The organism is Tenacibaculum sp. 190524A05c (genome assembly GCF_964036595.1).
Classification (GTDB): domain Bacteria; phylum Bacteroidota; class Bacteroidia; order Flavobacteriales; family Flavobacteriaceae; genus Polaribacter; species Polaribacter platacis.
Genome location: NZ_OZ038523.1, coordinates 806997 through 827249 on the forward strand (window position 1 = coordinate 806997; position 20253 = coordinate 827249).

The following is a 20253-nucleotide window of genomic DNA, read 5'->3' on the forward strand; positions in this document are numbered from 1 at the left end:
AAATTCTATTGGTACTTGCGAATATTTTTTCTAATTACTTTTCTGTAGTATACTAATTCTTCAAATTGGTAGAAGAAATTGATTTTCTTTTCTGCAATAGTTTCAGGATTCTCAATCTTGTCTCCTAATACAAAAGCCGTCCAACTTTCGGCAATATCCTCTTCTGGACTCTCAGCGGCGTAATCAGTTAAAAAATCAGTATAATTATCTTTGTAAAGACCGTATAACTTCTCTAAACAACTTTTTTGTTCCGTAACACAAAAATTACGTTGAATGTAATCCCATTCTTTTAATAATCCACCACCCCAAAACTCTTCGACAAACTTATTGATGTAACTATTTTTTACAGCTACACCTTCAATTGTAACATAAGGTTCACCCTTTTCCTGCTCTCTTTTCTTAGTAGGTTTGATTTGGGTGTGATTTAATGTTAATAAATGTCCAAACTCGTGAACTAGTGTATAAATTGATTGGTGAATTCTTGTTTCATCCTTACTTGTAAAATCTACATCAATAGGATCAAGAACTAATTGCCATTCATTATTCTTATCGTTTAGCGCGCCTAATGCTCCAGTTTTTTCATCTTCACCGTCAGTCATTAAGACTAACTTTTTAATATATCGTTGTGTAATTCTTTTTGGAAACATGTTGTAGAAAATGTTCCAATTATATCGAGCGATGTTAGTTTCTTCGTCGTTATTTTCAATAAATATTCCGTTCTTAATCTCCCATGAACCAAGCGTAACATCAGTATTCGCCGGTGGATCTGGGTGGACTATAGCTCCTAAGAAGAATAATATTAAAAATTTAATTTTCATTACGCAATAGTATTAAAAACTTCTAACGCTTTATTATAAGCACTTTCAAAACTCAACGGCTTAGTATTCGTATTTATTTTGTTAGTAGTAAAATAAGACAACATTTTTTCTGTTGGCATATTTCCCGTTAACTCATCCTTAGCCATTGGGCACCCTCCGTATCCCTTAATTGCTCCGTCGAACCTTCTACACCCAGCTTTAAAGGCACTATCAACCTTTTCAAACCATTTATCTGGAGTTGTATGTAAATGAGCTCCAAACTCAATTTTTGGGTATTTAGGGATCAAACTTGAGAACAAATAATCTATCACCTCAGGTGTTGAACTACCTATGGTGTCAGACAAAGATACAATTTTAACTCCGTAATTTGCAAGTTTTTCTGTCCATTCTGCCACAATTTCAACGTTCCAAGGATCTCCATAAGGATTTCCGAAGCCCATTGATAAATAAGCAACTACTTCTTTATTATGTCTATTCGCAATATTTAATATATCTCTTAATATATCTACCGATTCTGCGATAGTTTTATGTGTATTCCTCATTTGGAAATTCTCTGAAATAGAAAAAGGATAACCTAAATAATCTATTTCTTCAAAAGCACAGGCATCATTAGCTCCTCTTACATTTGCAACAATAGCCAACAACTTGCTTCTAGTAGAAGTAAGATCAAGTAAACTTAAAACTTTATCAGTGTCTTTCATTTGGGGAATTGCTTTAGGAGATACAAAACTTCCAAAATCAATAGTATCAAATCCTACATTTAACAAGGAATTAATATACTTTGCTTTTAGCTCTGATGGAATAAAATGACTTTTTATTCCTTGCATTGCATCTCTTGGGCATTCTATTAACTTTACTTCTTCAATCATTATGCCAAATATAGGAGATATTTTAATATTTTTAAATTATCAATAGGTCAGTTTACTAACAATTTTATTAAGATTTTAAAAATAAAAAAATAAAAAGTGTAACATCTCGAAAATTGAAATGTCTTTACCATAGAAAAGTATTTTTTGAAAGCTGAAAAACTAAATATAGATCAACTAATCGAACGCTGTAAAAAAAGAGACAAAGCAGCTCAAATGCAATTGTATAGGCAATATTACAAGGCTATGTACAATACAGCGTTTCGAATATTAAAAGACGAATTCGAAGCTGAAGATTTAATGCAAGAAGCATTCTTAACAGCGTTTACGAAGTTGAGTACTTTTAAAGGTGAAGTTGCTTTTGGAGCATGGTTAAAAAGAATAGTAATCAATAAAAGTTTAACACAACTGAAAAAGAATAATAGATATTCAGAAGTAAAAATGGAAGTGGTTACAGATAATGATTCTGTTGTAGACGTTGAAATTAACTATGAAGTTTTAGGTGTAAGAAATATTTTAAACACAATAAACAGTTTAAAAGACAATTATAGAATAATTTTGAACCTTCATTTAATAGAAGGTTACGATAATGAAGAAATAGCAGAGATTTTGAGTTATACTAACGAAAATGTAAGAACTACTATTTCTAGAGCAAAAAAGAAATTACAACAAATATTACTCAAAGAAAACCCAAAAATCAGTATGTATGGAAGATAAGTTGAAGGAGTTTTTGTCAAATAACGATTTGGATATTTTTGAGCCTCATTCAGGTCATGAAGATCGTTTTTTAAGAAAGTTAGAAAAACCACAGAGTAAAGGTGTATCATTTAAGTGGTTATCAGTAGCGGCATCGGTTGTATTACTTATTGGTTTCTATTTCGGAACTATGTATCAACCAAAACAAGAAATTAATTTTTCTGATATCGCTCCAGAAATGGGTGAAACACAAACGTTTTTTGTTAACGCTATCAATCACGAGTTAAGAGAAATAGAAAAATATAGAAATCTAGACACAGAGTCTATTATTGAAGAAGCTCTAGATGATATTGAAGAATTAGAAGAACATTATAAAAATTATGTAAAAGATTTAGAGTTTAAAGGAAATGAAGAGCAAATTATTCAAGCTATGGTTACAAACTACCAACAACGCTTGAAAATACTTCAAAGCCTACAAACATTATTAGAAAGATTAAAAAATCCCTCAAATCAAAATATAGAATTCAATGAAACAATTTAGTAAAATAATCATCGCGTTTTTATTATCTCCTCTCTTCTTATTGGCTAGTCCAATAAAAATAAAGAAACATGAGAAAACTAAAACTATTAGCAAAAAGTTTAACGTAAACTCTAATGCAACCGTTTACATTAAGAATAAATACGGTAACGTAAATGTTACTACCTGGGAAAAGAACACCGTTGAAATTGATGTAAAAATCACCGTTAAAGGAAGAAATGAGGATAAAGTTCAGGAAAAACTAAATACTATTAATATTGAATTTGAAGCTACTGAAAGTTTAGTTGAAGCAAGAACAATTTTTGAAAGTATTAAATCTAGCTGGAGCTGGTGGGGAAGCAATAACAATAAGTTAAGCTATAAGATTAACTATTACGTTAAAATGCCTGTTACTAATAATGCGGATTTAAATAATAAGTATGGAAATATTGATTTAGATACTTTAGAAGGTAAAGCAAATATTAATTGTGATTATGGATCTATTCAAATTGATAAGCTATTAAATCCGAGCAATTCAATTGAATTGGATTACTGTGGAAGCTCTGACATTCACTACATGAAAGCAGGAAGTTTGAATGCAGATTATTCTAAAATTACAATTGACAAAACTGATAATGTTAGAGTAAATGCGGATTACAGTGGAGTTAAAATCGGAAATGCTGACAAAGTAGATTTCAACTGTGATTATGGTAGCATAACTATTAATGACGCCAACTCTGTTGATGGAAATTCTGACTACGCTGGAATGAGAATAGGTACTTTAAGAGATTATTTAAGAATTGACACGGATTATGGTGGGTTGCGCGTTAGAGAATTAATGAAAGGTTTCGACCAAGTTATTATTGACGGTAGCTATGCTGGTATCAAAATAGGAACTTCTTCTGATAATAATTTCACTTTCAATGTTGACTTAGGTTATGCAAGTTTCAACTATCCTAGTGAATATGTAGAGACTTTTAAATCAATAAAGAAAACTACTAAGAAGTATTACGAAGGTTCTTTCGGAAAAGGAAAATCTAACTCAAAAATTAAAATTAAATCTAATTACGGAGGAGTTTCGTTGAAGTTAATTGACTAGTATTTATTCTTATTCATAATCATTGCTTTATAAATATAATAACGAGCAATGTAGTACATGAAATGATAAATGACCACATAAAATAAATGAGAGTCAATGTAATTAGCAATTGCTGTTAATACATCTGCAAAAGGCATTAATGTAGTACCTAAAAAGAAATATTTAGAACGTTTATTGTTTTTGTAAAGAAAATTCAAATACGTAAACAGTACTAGAAATACAGATACTACTCCTAAGATAAATGCAGATAACTGAATATCTAATAAATACTCATAAATCAAAAAGTAGATCATTAAAAACGTTAACAGAAAAGGAATAGAATATAACAACAATACTTTCGGCGGATAAGGAAATATTGTTCTTCTGATAATTACGATATAAAGAAATCTATTCAGTATTAAGAAGCCTAAGGCCGGATAATAAAAGGCATCAAAAATAAATAGAGAATCAGAAATTATAGAAAACAAAAGGATCATTACATACCAATGATTCACTTTTAAGGTAGTTTCTAAGTACAAAAAAGACAAAGAAAATAACGCAACAAGTTTTATAGCAAACTCGAGGTTAATATTTTCTATTGCTAAAGCATAAGCTACTAAAATAGAGGTAACAATGTATAGCAACTTTAGAAAACGAGGAATCTTATTATTTACAATTTTGGTTGCCAAGAAATATTAATTCATCTTAAATTTAAAATAAAAAATGAAAAAACTATTATTAGCACTATTAATTTTTAACAGTACAGCAATTTTTTCTCAAAGTTGGTGGAATTCTAAAAAAGTTAGAGGTAACGGAAATGTTGTTACCGAAAAAAGGAACGTTGGATCTTTTGATGAAGTGAGCCTTAGCGGTTTTTTTGATGTAATTTTAGTTAATGGAACTGAGGGAAAAATTACATTAGACGGTGAAGAAAACATTTTACCTTACATTATTACTGAGGTTAAAAGAGGAACTTTAAGAATTAAAGTAAAGAAAAACACAAACATCAGAACTAAAAGAAAATTAACAGTTACAGTTCCTTTTGAAAAAATAAACGGAGTTGCTCTTGGTGGATCTGGTAGTATTATTTCAGAAAAAACGATTTCTGGTAATGAAGTAAGTGTTTCTATTGGAGGATCAGGAAATATTAAAGCTACTGTAGATGCAGAAACTGTAAAGGCTTCAATTGGTGGATCTGGTAATATTAACTTAAAGGGAAATAGCGATAACTTAAAATGTTCTGTTGCTGGATCTGGAAATATTAGAGCTTACGGTTTAGAAGTAAATGATTTAAAAGTATCTGTTGCTGGATCAGGAGATGTAGAAGCAACTGTTTCTAACAAAATTAAAGCAAGTATCGCAGGATCTGGCAGTATTTACTATAAAGGAGATCCTAAATACATTGATACAAATTCAGTTGGATCTGGAGATGTAAGAAAAAGAGATTAAGAAACAATTGTCCTGAAGGTTAAATTAATTCTAGGGCGATGAATCTTTTTTGTGGGAGGTAATCGATGTAACCAATTGGTTTGCGTTTCTCCTTTCATAACTAATAACGAACCATGTTGAAGTACTAATGAAACTACTTCCTTGGTTCGTTTATTTTTAAAGGCAAATTTACGTTCAGCACCAAAAGTAACAGAAGCGATGGCTCCATTCTTTTTCAAATCTTTTTCTCCATCACTATGCCAAGCCATTCCCTCGGAACCATCATGATATAAATTCAACAAACATGAATTATATGTCTCATTGGTTTTACTTTCAACAAAAGACTTTATTTTTAAAAGCTCATCTGTAAACTTTAAGGCAACTTTAGTGATATTTGAATACGAGTATTCAAAAGCTTCTTCTGCGTACCAAGCAACCTTTCTTTTTGTCGTTATTTTTTTTCCGAAAATAATTGCTTGGTCATTCTTCCACTCTATCTCATTTAGTAAATAATCATATAAACTATCAGCCTCTTTTCTAGGAAATACAGATCCATAATAGTTTACCTCTCCTCCTTCTGGTAGAAGATTATTTTTTTCATCAAATTGAGTAAATAAATCCATTAATTTCTAAATGAATTTCTTCGAATTATTCGTTTTAACTTTTGCTTTATATCCGTTCCTGTATCATAAACCATTTGTTCATTTGTAGGAAACTGAACAGCCTCTAATCGTATCAAATCTAAATAACCATCAGTTAAGGCTCTTTTATCACCATCATACTCAGCATAACTGTGTTCAAAAACAAATTCGCTCTCTAATGGGAATTGATCGATAAGCTGATTATTCTTATTATCAATATACTTTACTACTGCATTTACGTTACTGCTTTTAAATTGAGTAAATCGATAAAATTTACAACGCACAGTAATCATATTATCTACTTTTTTCTTTTTACCTAAACTATCTAAAACATAGTTTCCATTCCTATCTCTAAGATATTTCCAGCCGTCTTTTATCTCTTTCTCTCTAATTATCTCTTTTTCTCTTATTTGTTCTGGAGAAACAGCAATTCTTCTAAAATTAAGTTCTAGATCAAAATCATAATCCTGATTTCTATTCTTCTGAGCATGGTAAACTGTCCAGAAATCATTCAATCCGTAAGTATCAATAGCTAATAAATCACTCTCTAATCTTCTAGGAATAATTTGATCCGTTTCATTAAAAACAGCTACATGAACAAAATCAGTTCCTTTAGAATGGCATTCTTCCATTAAAGCATCAATGTCTTTAAAGTGAGGATAAATACGAGAAACTTTTTGAAAATCATCGTACGCTCTTCTGTAGTTCATTTTGTTTACTCTTCCTTGATCATATGAAAGCTTTGCTTCATCATATAAATAAGTGGCATACTCTTTTTGAACAGAAATAATTGCATCGTCATAATCTACAAAATCAAATTCTGCATTCTTACCAGAAGCTAATATTCTAAGTGGTAATAACGGTTTAATTCTTTCTTGTCTATACTTTAAACCATTATACAAATCATATATTGATTTTAGATTTCGAGATTGATTCTCCTTTTCTAAAAACTCAACCCTCGCAATATCTCTTTCTGTAGCTTTCTTAAAAGCATCCTGAAGCATTGTGATATAAGGTTGATTTTTTTCTTTTGTTTTATTCTTTTCAAGGTTTTTAATTGCTATAGACATAGCTTTATCATAATCACCTTTGTTTATTGCTTTCTGAGTAGATTTAACACTACTACATGAAACTAATACAAATAGAAAAACTAGTAAAGTAGAGGGTATTATTTTATACATAAATTAGGTTTTTATCTTTTATGACAAATACAATACCAAAATTACTAATTGTAATTTATTTATTTCAATAATCTAGACATTGCATCTTGAATAATTGCAATGTTTTTTGTTTCGTTGGCTTTATTAGCAGATTTCTGAGTTTTTACCATTTGACGCATTAGTTCAATTCCAACATTATTAAACCCATATTGTTTGTACTGTTTTCCTTTAATTACAATATCATTTACAAGATTTTGAATGGCTTCAGAGTTATTTCCTTTTGTGATTTTATCGTACGCTTTTTTATATAAACGTTGCGTATTTTTATCTTGACTTAAATACATTCCTGATATTACATTTCCGGCAATAAAGGTTAATTCTTCCTCATCATTTTCCTCTAGATAAATTCGGGTTAAAGGTGTAGCAATAATCTTTTTAACTTCATCTGGTAGAGCCTTTGATTTTTGAACCGCTAATTCTTTGTCCACATAATATAAGGCAACTAAAGCTTTACCTATAACTGCATATGATTTGCTTTCTAAACTCTTTTCGAAAATAGGTTTCAATTCTGGTTCTGTAAGTTTACCTAAGGTTTCAACAGCTGCAGCTTGAACTAAAGTTTTAGGATCATTATTAGCCATAACTTTAATCTTTTCAATAACCTGTCTTTTAGAGTTTTTATTGATCAAATTAATGTTTTCTAAGGCTAATTTTCGGATTAAATAGAAAGAATCATTTAAGGCGTTCGACATAGCTCTAAAAGCTTTATTATCATCTTGTTTCTTAGAAACTTCTAACAAGGCTTCTCTTTTATGCATATAGCTTTTAGCATTTCCCAATTGAAAAATATAGTCACTTAAAACTTTATTTTCATTCACATTGCAAAGCAGTACACCATCAGCATTTATTTGAACGAAATCTGGTTGTCTTGTATATGGCAAAGTAAATGACGCTTCTTTTCTATTCACAAAAACTTTGTGTCTTGTTGCTTTACTTCCTTCAAAAACGTCAATTGTTAGTGGAAATTGAAACTGTTGTGTTTGTGTTTGAAATACATTTACAGTTACTGTTTTTCTTAACTCGTTATAATCGTAAGATATTTCTAAAGTAGGATGACCATTTCCAAAAAACCATTGATTAAAAAACCAGTTCAAATCTTTTCCCGTAATTTCTTCAAACACTAAACGCAATTGATGAACTTCTGCAGCTTTGTATTTATAATCCGTTAAGTATTTATTCAATCCTTCGTAAAACGCCTTATCTCCTAAATAAGAACGTAACATATGTAGAATTGCACCTCCTTTATTATAACTTACAGCGTCGAACATATCTTCCTTGTCATCGTAATAAAAACGAACTAAATGTTTATCAAAATTTTGTCCATTTTTATATGCTTCAACATCTTTAAACATATGAGCATCAGCATAGTCTTTCCCATATTTATATTCTTGCCAAAGATATTCGCTGTAGTTCGCAAAGCTTTCATTTAAAGCTAGGTTACTCCAACTTTCTGTAGTTACAAGATCTCCAAACCAGTGATGAAAAGCTTCATGAGCTATAGTATTTTCATGAGAATTACCATCAATTAGTTCTCCAGGAGTTTGATAAGCTTGTTCTCCATGAATTACGGCGGTTGTATTTTCCATTGCTCCACTTACATAATCTCTACCCACAATTTGAGCATACTTATTCCAAGGATATTCTACACCTGTGATTTTAGAGAAGAACTCTAACATTTCTGGTGTTCCTCCAAAAATTTCTTTAGCATAAGGAGCGTATTTCTTCTCTACATAATAATCTACAGGAATATTTTTATACGAATCTTTAACTATTTCATACTCCCCTATTCCCATAAAGAACAGATATGGCGCATGCTTTTGAGTAAAGTTCCAATAATCAGTTCTTGTTCCGTCAGGGTTATTTTTCTGATTCTCTAACTTACCATTAGATAAAGTAACATACTTCTTAGGAACAGTAATATAAATTTCCTGTGATGTTTTTTGATTTGGTGAATCAATTGTGGGAAACCAACAACTACTCGCCTCCGTTTCTCCTTGTGTCCAAATCTGAGTAGGCTTAGTATTATCAATTCCTTTAGGATTAATAAAGTATAATCCTTTTGCAGATGTTATTGCTTTACTTCCTTTTTGTTTTACATTTTCAGGTTGAGCTGTATACTTAATATATAGAGTAAACTGCTCATCTCTTTCATAACTCTTCGGAAGATTTATCGTAATTTCAAAATCATTGTAATTGTAATTCAAATTCTTTCCATCCATCTCAACTTTATGGATTTTCATTGCCTTAGCATCTAAAACAATCCTATCTGTTGTATAAAAATGAGGCTTTGCAGTAATCCAAGCCTCTCCATTCATTGTTTGTTTATCAAAATTAAAATCGACTTTTAATTTTGTGTGTACCAAATTGTGCACTTTATCCTTCTCTCCTCTATATTCCGAAACATTCTGTGCGTTACTTTGTAAACAAAATGACACTAATAAAAACAATAATACTTTCCTCATAAACCATTAGATATTTAGCCAAAAATAAGAATTTTAACATTTGGACTTGTTAATGGCGAGTTAAAACAAAAAAACCACAATTTGAAAATTGTGGTTTATCATTTATATATTGTAGAAAGATATTACTGAACAGGTTCAGCATAAATTTTTTCGGTCTCAAATTGACCTCCGAACATATCTTTAATTTTCTCTAATCCTTTTTCTCTATCCTTATTGTTTACTTTCTGAACCATACTCATTATTTTCTGTGGATTCATATTATTACCTAAAATTCTAGTAACACCAAAACCAAAATCTTTTGCATAAACAATAGCTACAATTTCATCAATTGCATCAGCCTCTCCTGCATAATAAATAGTAGCCTTACCTCTCTTATCATTCACACGGATTAAAGATTTATAATCGGTGTTCTTCATGATACCTTTTAATCTTTTTCTTTCGGTATCAAATTGATCTTCTGTTGCTTTGTTTACTGGTAAAAAAGCAATATTTACCTTTTTTACACTTTTAAAAGTTTCCTGATCTTCTTCAGAAGTAGTTTCGAAATAAGGAGCAAGCATACTTGTTGAAAAATCAAATCGCATATAATCTGCGTTTTCCTCAGATTTAATTAAATAGCTCTGCAAGCTTTCTTCCTTTTTACAAGAAGTTAATACTAAAGAAATACAAATAATAGCAAATGTGAATAGTTTTTTCATGGTATACTTTTTTTAATTTTTTGAATAAGAAACATAGTCTAAATTAATAGACTATGTTAATTTTTGTTTATTAGAAATCTAAATTATTCTTTAGACTTTTTATCATAATCGTTAGCAATCTCTGCTAATTCATTCATATTAATTTCCCCTATTAAAGATATGATTGTAGAACTTGGTTTATCATCTTTTGAATCCTTGCTTTTTACAAACATTAAAACTTCACTTACAATATCTTTATTTTTTGTAGACTTAATATAAATTTTAACTCTAGATCCTTTGTCTTTCACACGCATCAATTGAGTCATGTTTCCTTTTTTGATGGCAGCATTTGCCATAGCTTCCATTTTTGATGCTATTGAAGAATTTTCTGTTGAAAATACTTTTAATTCTTCTAGCCCTTTAGCTGTATTGAAAACTTTCATGTCTTCAGATTTAGCATCTGGAAACTTCTTTAATAAATCGAAAGCTGCTTTTGTTACTACAACTGTTGATACATCATCAAGATCTTCTAAAGAATCGAACATTCCCTGAGCAAAAGTTATGTTTGACATAAACGCTAATGCTAATACTAATATTACTTTTTTCATGATTTACTTATTTACTTAATACTTGGTTTTACTTTTAAAATTTTTAATTTTTTACTTTTTTGAGTACTGTATTTGCAGTGTTCTCATAGATTTTCAATTGCTTAACAGCATCATTTCCTTTGTTTAAATTATCAGAAACTGCATATAATGCGTCATTTCCTTTATTTAGATGAAATGAAACTTTTTGAAGTGCTTCCTTTACTTGAGCAAAATACATTCGCTGTTGGTATTCATCGTACTGAATTTTACCTACGTAAGCACTTACTAGCAAAGCTAAAGATGCTGCTACGGTCATCCATTTAAAGTTCTTTTTTCTTTTGATCTCAGGTTTTAACTTAATGGCTTTTGTATACGTCTCGCTTTGATTCTGTTTAAAATACCCGAACATTATTGCATAATCTTGCAAGTGTTCCGCTACATTTCCTGAAGTAAAATACTCTCTTAATTGAGTTTCTTCTTGTAATGTTGTTTCAGCTTCTAGGTATTTCTCGATTAACTTTTCTATGTTAGCTAACTCCATAGTTATGTTGTTTAATTAATGCTTCTCTAATTGTTTTACGCGCTCTTGATAATGCTACTCTCACTGCTGTTGGTTTCATATCTACCATTTCACAAATTTCATCAAAATCGTATTGCTCAATATCTCTTAATTGAATAATAATCTTTTGTTGTTCTGGTAAATTTTCAATGAGCTTATGAACATTATTTACACTATCCTTATATTCTATCTTCTTTTCTAAAGAAGTATCCTTCTCTTTATAATTGCTATGAACTAAAGTTAAATTACCAGCTTGTTTAGATTTTAATCTATCAAAACAATAATTTTTCGTCATGGTCATCGCAAACGCTTCTACGTTTTTATAATCAGCCAACTTCTCTTTATTTCTCCATAATTTAAAGTAAAGCTCTTGAGTTGCATCTTCTGCTTCTTCCGTAGAAACAAGCAAACGTTTCGCTAAACGAAAAACTTTATCTTTAAATGGTAATACAACTTTTAAAAAGTCTGACTGTTTCATTGTTTGGTAATTGAGTTAGTTGTAATTAATTGATCTTGTTTATGTCTTATTTATCAATTTTACACCCTTACGACGACGCATAAATAATTTTGTTACAAAGAAAGTTAAAAAAAATACTAACTTTGACATAAATTGCGTTATCACTAAGATTAAACCTGTGTATATGATGAATATTTCCCGCCTTAAAAATCTTTTTTTACTTGTTTTAACATTGACTTTAGTTAATTGTTCTAAAACAGAAGACATACCACAAGATATAGAAATTAACGACTTTGTTTGGGGTGGAATGAATGCCTATTATAAATGGCAAGGTGTTGTACCTGATTTATCTGACAACAGATTCTCTACAAGGGAACAATTAAATAGTTATTTAGCTGGAACTGGTACACCAGAAGAATTATTCAGTAGTTTACTTTCTTTACCTAATGAATTTCCGAAAGATCCGGACCGAGTATTTTCTTGGATCACTAGCGATTATATTGCTTTAGAAAATTCTTTTCAAGGAATACGTTTAACTAGTGGAATGAAATTAACTGCTGTTCCTTATGCAGATAATTCAGGGAATACATATGTTGTTGTTACAGACGTTGTAGCTGGATCTGATGCTGCTACAAAAGGAGTAACTAGAGGAATGATTATTTCTGAAGTAAACGGAACACAAATTACAAGTGGGAATGTAAACAGCTTATTTGTTCCAAATAGTTTTACAATAGGAATTGCAGATTTTAACGGTGGTAATCCAGTTGCAAATGGAACTACTTTCGATATTTCTAAAACTGAAGTTACCGAAAATCCTATTAAAGTAGCAACAATTATCAACCAAGGAGCCAATAGAATTGGATACCTAATGTATAACCAGTTTGCTTCTGATTTTGATGCCCAACTAAATCAAGCTTTTGCTGATTTTCAAACTGGAGGCGTAACGGATTTAGTTCTTGACTTACGTTATAATGGTGGTGGTTCTGTAAATTCTGCTATCTATTTATCGAGCATGATTACTGGACAATTTAATGGTGAAGTTTTTGCAAATAAAATTTGGAATGAAAAAGTAATGGCAAGCTTCAGTAGTGAAAGCTTTATTGATAGGTTTACCAACAGAATTATTAAAAAAGATAATAACGGTAATACAACTTTAGATGAAGCTATTAGCAGCTTAAACTTAAACACAGTTTATATTATTGTTAGTGAGCAAACGGCATCTGCATCTGAACTTGTTATTAATGGTTTACGTCCATATATAGATGTTAATTTAATAGGAACGGAAACTGTTGGAAAGCAGGTAGCATCAATTACGTTATATGATTCTGATGATTACACTCGTAATGGACCTAACTTTAATTCACGCCACACCTATGCAATGCAACCTATTGTATTAGAAATTCAAAATAAAGACGGACAGAATGAACCGAATGGATTTACCGCTGAAGTTCAAATATCAGAGGATTATTCAAACTTAGGAGTTCTTGGAGATCCAACAGAACCATTATTGGCAAGAGCTATTCAATATATTACAACTGGATCAAAACCTAGCCCTATTTTAGGAAGAAGAAATCAAGAGAAACCAATTTGGAATTCTCAAATGAGAAACCCAGATTACAATACAATGTATATTACGTTTAAGTAAATATTGGTACAAAAATATATTCCAATCGAGCTACCTAATTTTAGGTAGCTTTTTTATTGAATTAAATTTATAAATTTGAGCAAACCAAAAAAATTAGCTACGCATGATTACCAATACATCTTTAGTATGGAAATATATTTCGAATCTGTTTATTTCAATTGATCAACTAGGAAATGTTCTTGCCGGAGGTTATGCAGATAATACAATTTCATCAAGAATAGGATATTACAATAACCATTATTTTTCTGACAGAAGTCAAGTTCCATTATATTGGAAAATACTAGAACAAATTATTGACTTTACCTTCAAACCTGTTGACGGACCAAATCACTGTAATGAATCTTACTTAATTGATTCTAGTGAGGTTTTTGATAATCGAATAACAAATTTCTGTATTGTATTTGCTTGTATAGTAATTGTAGTTCCGAGCTGTGTTTTTATCGGTGCTTTCCTATATTTAGTTACAGCTTTAGGTATCGTTAAACAGAAAACTATTGATAGAAATAAAAATATTGACAGACGTTTTTCTGGATGTAACAAATACGTTCGTAGCATTCAATATGAAGCAACCAATTACAGAAATCAAGTAAATTTCGAAAATCTAAATGAGCAAAAGGAAGATTTAATTGAAAAAATTAATAACTTAAATTAAAATAAACTTTGTTGTAGCTCTTCATTAGGAATTTTCAAATCTGTTCCTAAAGTAGCATTTAATTTATTGATAAAATAAGCAGCCAATAATGGAGATTCTACTTCTAAATTTTGATGTACAAAAAAATGAATATTTCTAAGTCCTAAATCTACCCATTCCGAGAGTCTTAAAACCCAATCATCCAATCTTCGATAATCTGAAGAATGATTAGCACCTACATAACGAATAAAAGCTTCATTATTTGTTAAGCGCATATGCATCATATCTCTTCTGCCAGCTGTGTCCACAATAGTATTTGAAACACCATTTTTCTCTAATAACTCGTAAAACTCTGATGCTACAGACTCATCGGTAAACCAATCTGTATGTCTACATTCAACCGTTAAAGGAATTTCAGTTGGCCAACTTTCAACAAAATTCTGTAATCGATCAAAATTCTTAGGTCCGAAATTAGCATGTAGTTGCAAAAAAATAGTACCTAGCTTCTCCTCTAACCTAGTAGCTGCATCTAAATAATAATTCACCAAATCTGCAACTCCTTGAAGGCGTTTCCAATGGCTAATATCTTGGGTTAATTTTGGGAAAAATTTAAATCCTTCTGGAGTTTTATTTTTCCATTTCTCAAACTGTTCAGGTGGAAATTGACGATAAAATGTAGCGTTTAATTCTATAGAATTAAATTGACTAGAATAATAAATCAATTCATCCTTAGTACCTCTGGGGTAAAAACCTTTCAGATCTGCTTTATTCCATTTTGCACATCCTACAAAAACAGATAATTTTTCATTCTTATCTAATGAAGATAATACTCTCTCTGTATCTTTATGTGTTTTAGGAAATGAAAAATCTACTAACTCTGGTTGTTCTACTTTTCCAAACTTCATGATGCATCTTTCGTTTTTTTATCAATTAAATCTGGTCTAAAATCATTCATAATTGATAAGTCTTTCATTTTTGCATACTCGTATCCTTGCCTCCACCACGAAGACATTTGAGCTTTATCAAAAATCAAAGAATTTGTAGTTAATACTGTTGGTGTATAATATAAATTAAGTTGAACATCTTGATATCTTGCAGATAACTTCCCAATAGTTACATTGTGTTTTTCCACATGTTCTAACATGAAACCAAAAACATCTAGCATTAATGAGAATGGATTTTTAGCAGGCATTCTATTAATTTGATTTACTTCGGTTTCTAAAATAATCGCGTCAACCTCTTTTGCTCCTCTTTGAATTGCCTCTCTAATTGGCACTAAACATCCAAATCCTCCATCAGCATATTGACAAGAATTTTTTTCCAGTAAACTCATGAACGGAACATAATTACAAGATCCCCATATCCAATCACAGAAGTCTTCATATGAGCAATCTAAAATAGATTTGTACTCAATTTCGTTTGCTGTTAAATTAGATACAGTTACAACAACTTCTTTATGTTGTTCACGAATTATCTCGTACATTTTTGGTGTGATATTAGCACGTATCAGTTTTCTTAAATTCTTACTCTCACCAAATGTTTTTCTTCCATTTAAAAAGTTCCAAAAGGTATTTCTATGACGAATAGAAATAACTTTAACTCCATGTACATTTCTTATTCTAAAAGGATTGTTACTAAAAATACTTCTTTGATTCACATTGGTATACAGCATTTTTAATTCATCAACCATTCCAACTGCCAAATGAGAAACCATTAAACTACCTGTTGATGTTCCTAAAAACAGATCATAATTTTTCTTTTTTTCCTTCATTAAAAACTCAACAACACCACCTGCGAATGCGCCTTTACTACCACCTCCAGAAATTACTAGTGCTTTCTTCATAAATATGAAATGTTTTTGTCTATTTTTAGTTCCATAAAAATAGACAAAAAATGAAACGCTACCTTACAATTATTTTATTAACATTAATTTTCTTTTCATGTCAGCCTGAGTATACCCCTAGAGTAATTAATAAGGTAGAAATAGAGACATTTAAAATTGAAAATTCAAGTATTAGAGCAATTGTAGGTATTGATGAGGAAACCGTATATTTTGCTGGATCTAATGGTACATTAGGAAATACCAAAGACGCGGGTAAAACTTGGAGTATTGAAACCATTCCATATCAAGATTCTATTCAACCTCATTTTAGAAGCATGGCTAAAACAAAGGATGGAGTTTTTGCTTTATCAATTGCTAATCCTGCGCTTCTATATAAGATTAATGATGCTAAAAAGATTGTATATACCGAAAATCATGAAAAAGTTTTTTACGATTCAATGCATTTTTTTGAAAATGAAAAAGACGGTATAGCAGTTGGAGATCCTACAGAAAACTGTCCTTCCATCATAATTACTAACGATGGCGGAAATAGCTGGACTAAAATTCCTTGTTCTGAATTACCAAAATTTGAAGATGGTGAAGCCTTTTTCGCTGCAAGTAATACCAATATTGAAATACTTGGAAATACTGTTTGGATTGGATCAGGAGGAAAAAAAGCAAGAATTTTAAAATCTACTGATAAAGGTAAATCTTGGGAAATTTACACAACACCTGTAATTCAAGGGAATGGACCACAAGGAATCTATTCAATTGACTTTTATGATGAAAATACTGGAATTGTTATTGGAGGCGATTATTCAAAACCAGAAGACAATTGCAAGAACAAAGCTATAACTAGCGATGGTGGTAAAACTTGGACCGTAATTGCGGATAATGAAAATCCTAATTACAAAAGTTGCGTTCAATTTATTCCTGGTGGAAAAGGAAAAGAAATAGTTACTGTAGGGAAAACTGGAATTTCATATTCAAATGATGGTGGAAATACGTGGAAAGAATTATCTAAAGAATCGTTTTATTCTATCCAATTTGTAAACAACACTACTGCATGGCTATCTGGAAATGAGAAAATCGCCAGATTAAAGCTTATGTAATTCTTAATTTTATGTTAAAGGAAAAATCATTGTAGAATTAATTGAATATTTTTAAACGTTATTTCAATTAATCATAAACTACAATGAAAAAAATAGTACTACTATTTCTCTTCTGTGTATCCGTTAGTTTTTCGCAAGAATACTTTCCCACAAATACAGGAGTGAAAACCACAAAAAACACTACTGTTGCTTTTACCAATGCAACTATTTTTTTAAGCCCTACTAAAAAAATCAAAAAAGGTACTTTACTAATTAAAGATGGAAAAGTTCTAAATGTTGGTAAAAAAGTGAGCATACCTAAAGAGGCAAAAATAGTCGATGCGAAAGGAAAGTTTATCTATCCTTCATTTATTGATATTTATTCAAGTTTTGGAATTGCTCCGGTAAAAAGAGCATCAGGTAGAAACAGAGGTCCGCAATACGATGCAAATAGAAAAGGTTATTATTGGAACGATCACATTCGACCTGAAACAGATCCTTTATCTTCTTTTTCGTTTGATCCTAAAAAAGCAAAAGAACTCATCAATTCTGGATTTGGAGTGGTAAACTCTCATTTAGAAGACGGAATTATGCAAGGTAATGGGATATTAGTAGCTTTAAATTCTGATGCTTCTAATGCTTACCGAGTTTTAGATCAAGAAACATCTAATCATTTATCATTTTCAAAAAGTAAAAAATCTGGACAATCCTACCCGACTTCTCGTATGGGAGCTATGGCATTAATCAGACAAGCTTATTTGGATGCAGATTGGTACTCAAAAGGTTATTCAAAAAACTCTGATTTATCTTTAGAGGCAATTAATAAAAACAAAAACTTACCTCAAATTTTTAATGCTGGTGATGCCTTAAATGCACTTAGAGCAGATAAAGTTGGAGATGAATTTGGAATTCAATACACAATCTTAGGTGGTGGTGATGAATTTGAAAGAATTCAAGATATCAAAAACACTAATGCTACTTTTATTATTCCAATAAACTTTAGAAAAGCATATGATGTTAGCAATAAATTTTTAGCTGAAGTAATTTCATTACGTGATATGCGTAAATGGAATCAAGAGCCTTCTAACCCAGCAATGCTTGCTAAAAACGGAGTGAATTTCGCATTAACAACACACAAATTGAAATCAGTTAAGGAGTTTAATAAAAATCTTCAAAAAGCGATCCAATATGGGTTGGATAAAACTAAAGCTCTAGAAGCTTTAACTACTATACCTGCTGGAATTTTAAATAACAATAAAATTGGAAATTTAAATACTGGAAGTTATGCTAACTTTTTAATCACTTCTGGTGATCTATTTGATTCTAAAACTACCATATACGAAAACTGGGTTCAAGGAAACAAAAACGTAATAAACGATATGAGCATCCCGAACTTAGCTGGAACTTATATGGTAAGCGTTAATGGAAAAACATATAACTTAGAAATCTCAGGTAAAGGAAATAAACAAAAAGGTGAAGTTAAATTAGGAGATAAAAAACTAAAATCTACTTTCTCTTTTAAAAATGATTGGATTCAATTAGCCATTAATGATCAAGGTAAATATTTACGTTTAGCTGGAACTGTTGTTAATGATTCAAATGGAATGAGCGGAACTGGAACAGATCATTATGGAAATGATGTTACTTGGAATGCTTCAAAACAGATTAAAAAGTCGAAAAGTAAAAAAGACGCTAAGAAAAAAGCAGATAATAAATCTCCTAAATTAGTTGCAGTTACCTACCCGAATGTAGGTTTAGGAAACTCATTCAAGCCTATATCGCAAACAATTTTAATCAAAAATGCAACTGTTTGGACAAGTGAAAATGATGAAGTACTTACCAACACAGATGTTTTAGTAAAAGATGGAAAAATCAGTAAAATCGGTAAAAATTTATCTGCTGGAAAGGCTAAAGTTATTGATGGAACAGGGAAATACTTAACAGCTGGTATAATTGATGAACACTCACATATTGCAACTTCTGCAGTAAACGAAGCTGGACATAATTCAACAGCTGAAGTTACTATAGAAGACGTTGTTGATCCAGATGATATTAATATTTACAGAAATATTGCTGGAGGAGTTACTTCGATTCAAGTTTTACACGGTTCTGCAAACCCAATTGGTGGTAGATCTGCTATTATCAAATTAAAATGGGGAGAAAATGCAGCAAACATGATTTACAATAATTCTCCGAAATTCATAAAGTTTGCGTTAGGAGAAAATGTTAAGCAATCAAATTGGGGAGATCGTCAAACTATTCGTTTCCCACAAACTCGTATGGGAGTTGAGCAAGTTTTTATTGACTATTTCCAAAGAGCAAAAGAATATGATGCTAAAAAGAAAAGTGGTCAACCTTATCGTAAAGACATTGAATTAGAAGCAATTGCTGAAATCATAAATAAAGAACGTTTTATTTCTTGTCACTCTTACGTACAATCAGAAATAAACATGTTAATGAAAGTTGCTGAGCAATTCAACTTTAATGTAAATACGTTTACACACATTTTAGAAGGATATAAAGTTGCTGATAAAATGAAAGAACATGGTGCTGGAGGATCAACTTTTGCAGATTGGTGGGCATACAAGTATGAGGTTAATGATGCGATTCCATATAACTCTGCTATAATGCACAGACAAGGTGTTACGGTTGCTATTAATTCTGATGATGCTGAAATGTCTAGAAGATTAAATCAGGAGGCAGCTAAAACAGTTAAATATGGTGGATTAACTGAGCAAGAAGCTTGGAGAACCGTAACTATTAATCCTGCTAAATTATTACACTTAGATGATAGAACTGGTAGCATAAAAGTTGGTAAAGATGCGGATTTAGTATTATGGAGTGAAAATCCTTTATCGGTATATAGTAAAGCTGAAAAGACAATTATAGATGGAGCGATTTATTTTGATATTGAAAAAGATTTACAGAAACGTAAAGATATCAAAGCAGAAAAAGCAAAATTAATTGAAATGATGTTGAAAGAAAAGATTGGTGGAGCTCCAACGCAAGTACCATCTAAAAAACATAAGATTTTATTCCATTGTGATACTGAATAAGA

Annotated in this window: 20 protein-coding genes; 8 read left to right on the forward strand and 12 right to left on the reverse strand. The window is 30.7% G+C overall.

Annotation, left to right across the window (positions count from 1 at the left end):
- Positions 1-5: 5 nt before the first annotated feature.
- Positions 6-818 (reverse strand): hypothetical protein, encoded by an 813-nt coding sequence (locus ABNT61_RS03605; RefSeq protein ID WP_348744900.1) that lies wholly within the window; start codon positions 816-818, stop codon positions 6-8.
- Positions 818-1687, reverse strand: coding sequence for a hydroxymethylglutaryl-CoA lyase (locus ABNT61_RS03610; protein WP_348712145.1), 870 nt, complete (start codon positions 1685-1687; stop codon positions 818-820). The genes ABNT61_RS03605 and ABNT61_RS03610 overlap by 1 nt, the downstream gene beginning before the upstream one ends.
- A gap of 144 nt (positions 1688-1831) precedes the next feature.
- Here ABNT61_RS03610 and ABNT61_RS03615 point away from each other — a divergent pair, with 144 nt between their 5' ends.
- From ABNT61_RS03615 to ABNT61_RS03625, 3 genes are read left to right on the forward strand one after another with little or no spacing between them, the layout of a single operon-like run.
- Positions 1832-2401, forward strand: coding sequence for an RNA polymerase sigma factor (locus tag ABNT61_RS03615; RefSeq protein ID WP_348725262.1), 570 nt, complete (start codon positions 1832-1834; stop codon positions 2399-2401).
- Complete coding sequence (locus ABNT61_RS03620; RefSeq protein WP_348744901.1) at positions 2391-2921, forward strand: hypothetical protein; 531 nt, start codon at positions 2391-2393, stop codon at positions 2919-2921. The genes ABNT61_RS03615 and ABNT61_RS03620 overlap by 11 nt, the downstream gene beginning before the upstream one ends.
- Positions 2908-3996 carry a hypothetical protein gene (locus tag ABNT61_RS03625; protein ID WP_348744902.1) on the forward strand — a complete coding sequence of 363 codons (1089 nt, stop codon included), beginning with the start codon at positions 2908-2910 and terminating at the stop codon, positions 3994-3996. Before ABNT61_RS03620 ends, ABNT61_RS03625 begins: the two co-directional genes overlap by 14 nt.
- Here ABNT61_RS03625 and ABNT61_RS03630 read toward each other — a convergent pair.
- On the reverse strand, positions 3993-4664 hold the full coding sequence (locus ABNT61_RS03630) for a hypothetical protein (RefSeq protein WP_348744903.1): 672 nt from the start codon (positions 4662-4664) through the stop codon (positions 3993-3995). The two genes, ABNT61_RS03625 and ABNT61_RS03630, sit on opposite strands and share 4 nt — an antisense overlap.
- Before the next feature lie 34 nt (positions 4665-4698).
- Between ABNT61_RS03630 and ABNT61_RS03635 the strand changes: the two genes are divergently transcribed.
- Positions 4699-5424, forward strand: coding sequence for a head GIN domain-containing protein (locus ABNT61_RS03635; protein WP_348744904.1), 726 nt, complete (start codon positions 4699-4701; stop codon positions 5422-5424).
- On the opposite strand, the gene ABNT61_RS03640 is transcribed toward ABNT61_RS03635, so the two are convergent.
- From ABNT61_RS03640 to ABNT61_RS03670, 7 genes are all read right to left on the reverse strand, one after another.
- Entirely contained in the window at positions 5421-6026 is a 606-nt protein-coding gene (locus ABNT61_RS03640; protein ID WP_348712151.1) for an alpha-ketoglutarate-dependent dioxygenase AlkB family protein, read from the reverse strand. The two genes, ABNT61_RS03635 and ABNT61_RS03640, sit on opposite strands and share 4 nt — an antisense overlap.
- Positions 6026-7225, reverse strand: a complete 1200-nt coding sequence (locus tag ABNT61_RS03645; RefSeq protein WP_348744905.1) for a hypothetical protein — start codon at positions 7223-7225, stop codon at positions 6026-6028. Before ABNT61_RS03645 ends, ABNT61_RS03640 begins: the two co-directional genes overlap by 1 nt.
- Positions 7226-7284: 59 nt before the next feature.
- Positions 7285-9726: a M1 family metallopeptidase gene (locus ABNT61_RS03650; RefSeq protein WP_348744906.1), complete on the reverse strand. Its 2442-nt coding sequence runs from the start codon at positions 9724-9726 to the stop codon at positions 7285-7287.
- A gap of 122 nt (positions 9727-9848) precedes the next feature.
- On the reverse strand, positions 9849-10424 hold the full coding sequence (locus tag ABNT61_RS03655) for a DUF4252 domain-containing protein (protein ID WP_348742005.1): 576 nt from the start codon (positions 10422-10424) through the stop codon (positions 9849-9851).
- An 83-nt stretch (positions 10425-10507) separates the two neighbouring features.
- Entirely contained in the window at positions 10508-11011 is a 504-nt protein-coding gene (locus tag ABNT61_RS03660; RefSeq protein WP_348712155.1) for a DUF4252 domain-containing protein, read from the reverse strand.
- A 43-nt stretch (positions 11012-11054) separates the two neighbouring features.
- Complete coding sequence (locus ABNT61_RS03665) at positions 11055-11531, reverse strand: hypothetical protein (protein WP_348725252.1); 477 nt, start codon at positions 11529-11531, stop codon at positions 11055-11057.
- Positions 11518-12027, reverse strand: a complete 510-nt coding sequence (locus ABNT61_RS03670) for a sigma-70 family RNA polymerase sigma factor (RefSeq protein ID WP_348712157.1) — start codon at positions 12025-12027, stop codon at positions 11518-11520. Before ABNT61_RS03670 ends, ABNT61_RS03665 begins: the two co-directional genes overlap by 14 nt.
- Positions 12028-12238: 211 nt before the next feature.
- On the opposite strand from ABNT61_RS03670, the gene ABNT61_RS03675 reads away from it, so the two are divergent.
- Together ABNT61_RS03675 and ABNT61_RS03680 are read left to right on the forward strand one after the other, a co-directional pair.
- The gene (locus ABNT61_RS03675) at positions 12239-13651 is read left to right on the forward strand and encodes a S41 family peptidase (RefSeq protein ID WP_348744907.1); all 1413 of its coding nucleotides are present in this window, start codon (positions 12239-12241) and stop codon (positions 13649-13651) included.
- 103 nt (positions 13652-13754) lie between these two features.
- Positions 13755-14303, forward strand: coding sequence for a hypothetical protein (locus ABNT61_RS03680; RefSeq protein ID WP_348744908.1), 549 nt, complete (start codon positions 13755-13757; stop codon positions 14301-14303).
- Here ABNT61_RS03680 and ABNT61_RS03685 read toward each other — a convergent pair.
- Both ABNT61_RS03685 and ABNT61_RS03690 read right to left on the reverse strand, forming a co-directional pair.
- Positions 14300-15187, reverse strand: a complete 888-nt coding sequence (locus ABNT61_RS03685) for a DUF72 domain-containing protein (protein WP_348744909.1) — start codon at positions 15185-15187, stop codon at positions 14300-14302. The two genes, ABNT61_RS03680 and ABNT61_RS03685, sit on opposite strands and share 4 nt — an antisense overlap.
- Positions 15184-16125 (reverse strand): patatin-like phospholipase family protein, encoded by a 942-nt coding sequence (locus tag ABNT61_RS03690; RefSeq protein ID WP_348712162.1) that lies wholly within the window; start codon positions 16123-16125, stop codon positions 15184-15186. The genes ABNT61_RS03685 and ABNT61_RS03690 overlap by 4 nt, the downstream gene beginning before the upstream one ends.
- Positions 16126-16175: 50 nt before the next feature.
- Here ABNT61_RS03690 and ABNT61_RS03695 point away from each other — a divergent pair, with 50 nt between their 5' ends.
- Together ABNT61_RS03695 and ABNT61_RS03700 are read left to right on the forward strand one after the other, a co-directional pair.
- On the forward strand, positions 16176-17216 hold the full coding sequence (locus ABNT61_RS03695) for a sialidase family protein (RefSeq protein WP_348744910.1): 1041 nt from the start codon (positions 16176-16178) through the stop codon (positions 17214-17216).
- An 83-nt stretch (positions 17217-17299) separates the two neighbouring features.
- The gene (locus ABNT61_RS03700; RefSeq protein ID WP_348744911.1) at positions 17300-20251 is read left to right on the forward strand and encodes an amidohydrolase family protein; all 2952 of its coding nucleotides are present in this window, start codon (positions 17300-17302) and stop codon (positions 20249-20251) included.
- The last annotated feature ends 2 nt before the right edge of the window (positions 20252-20253 follow it).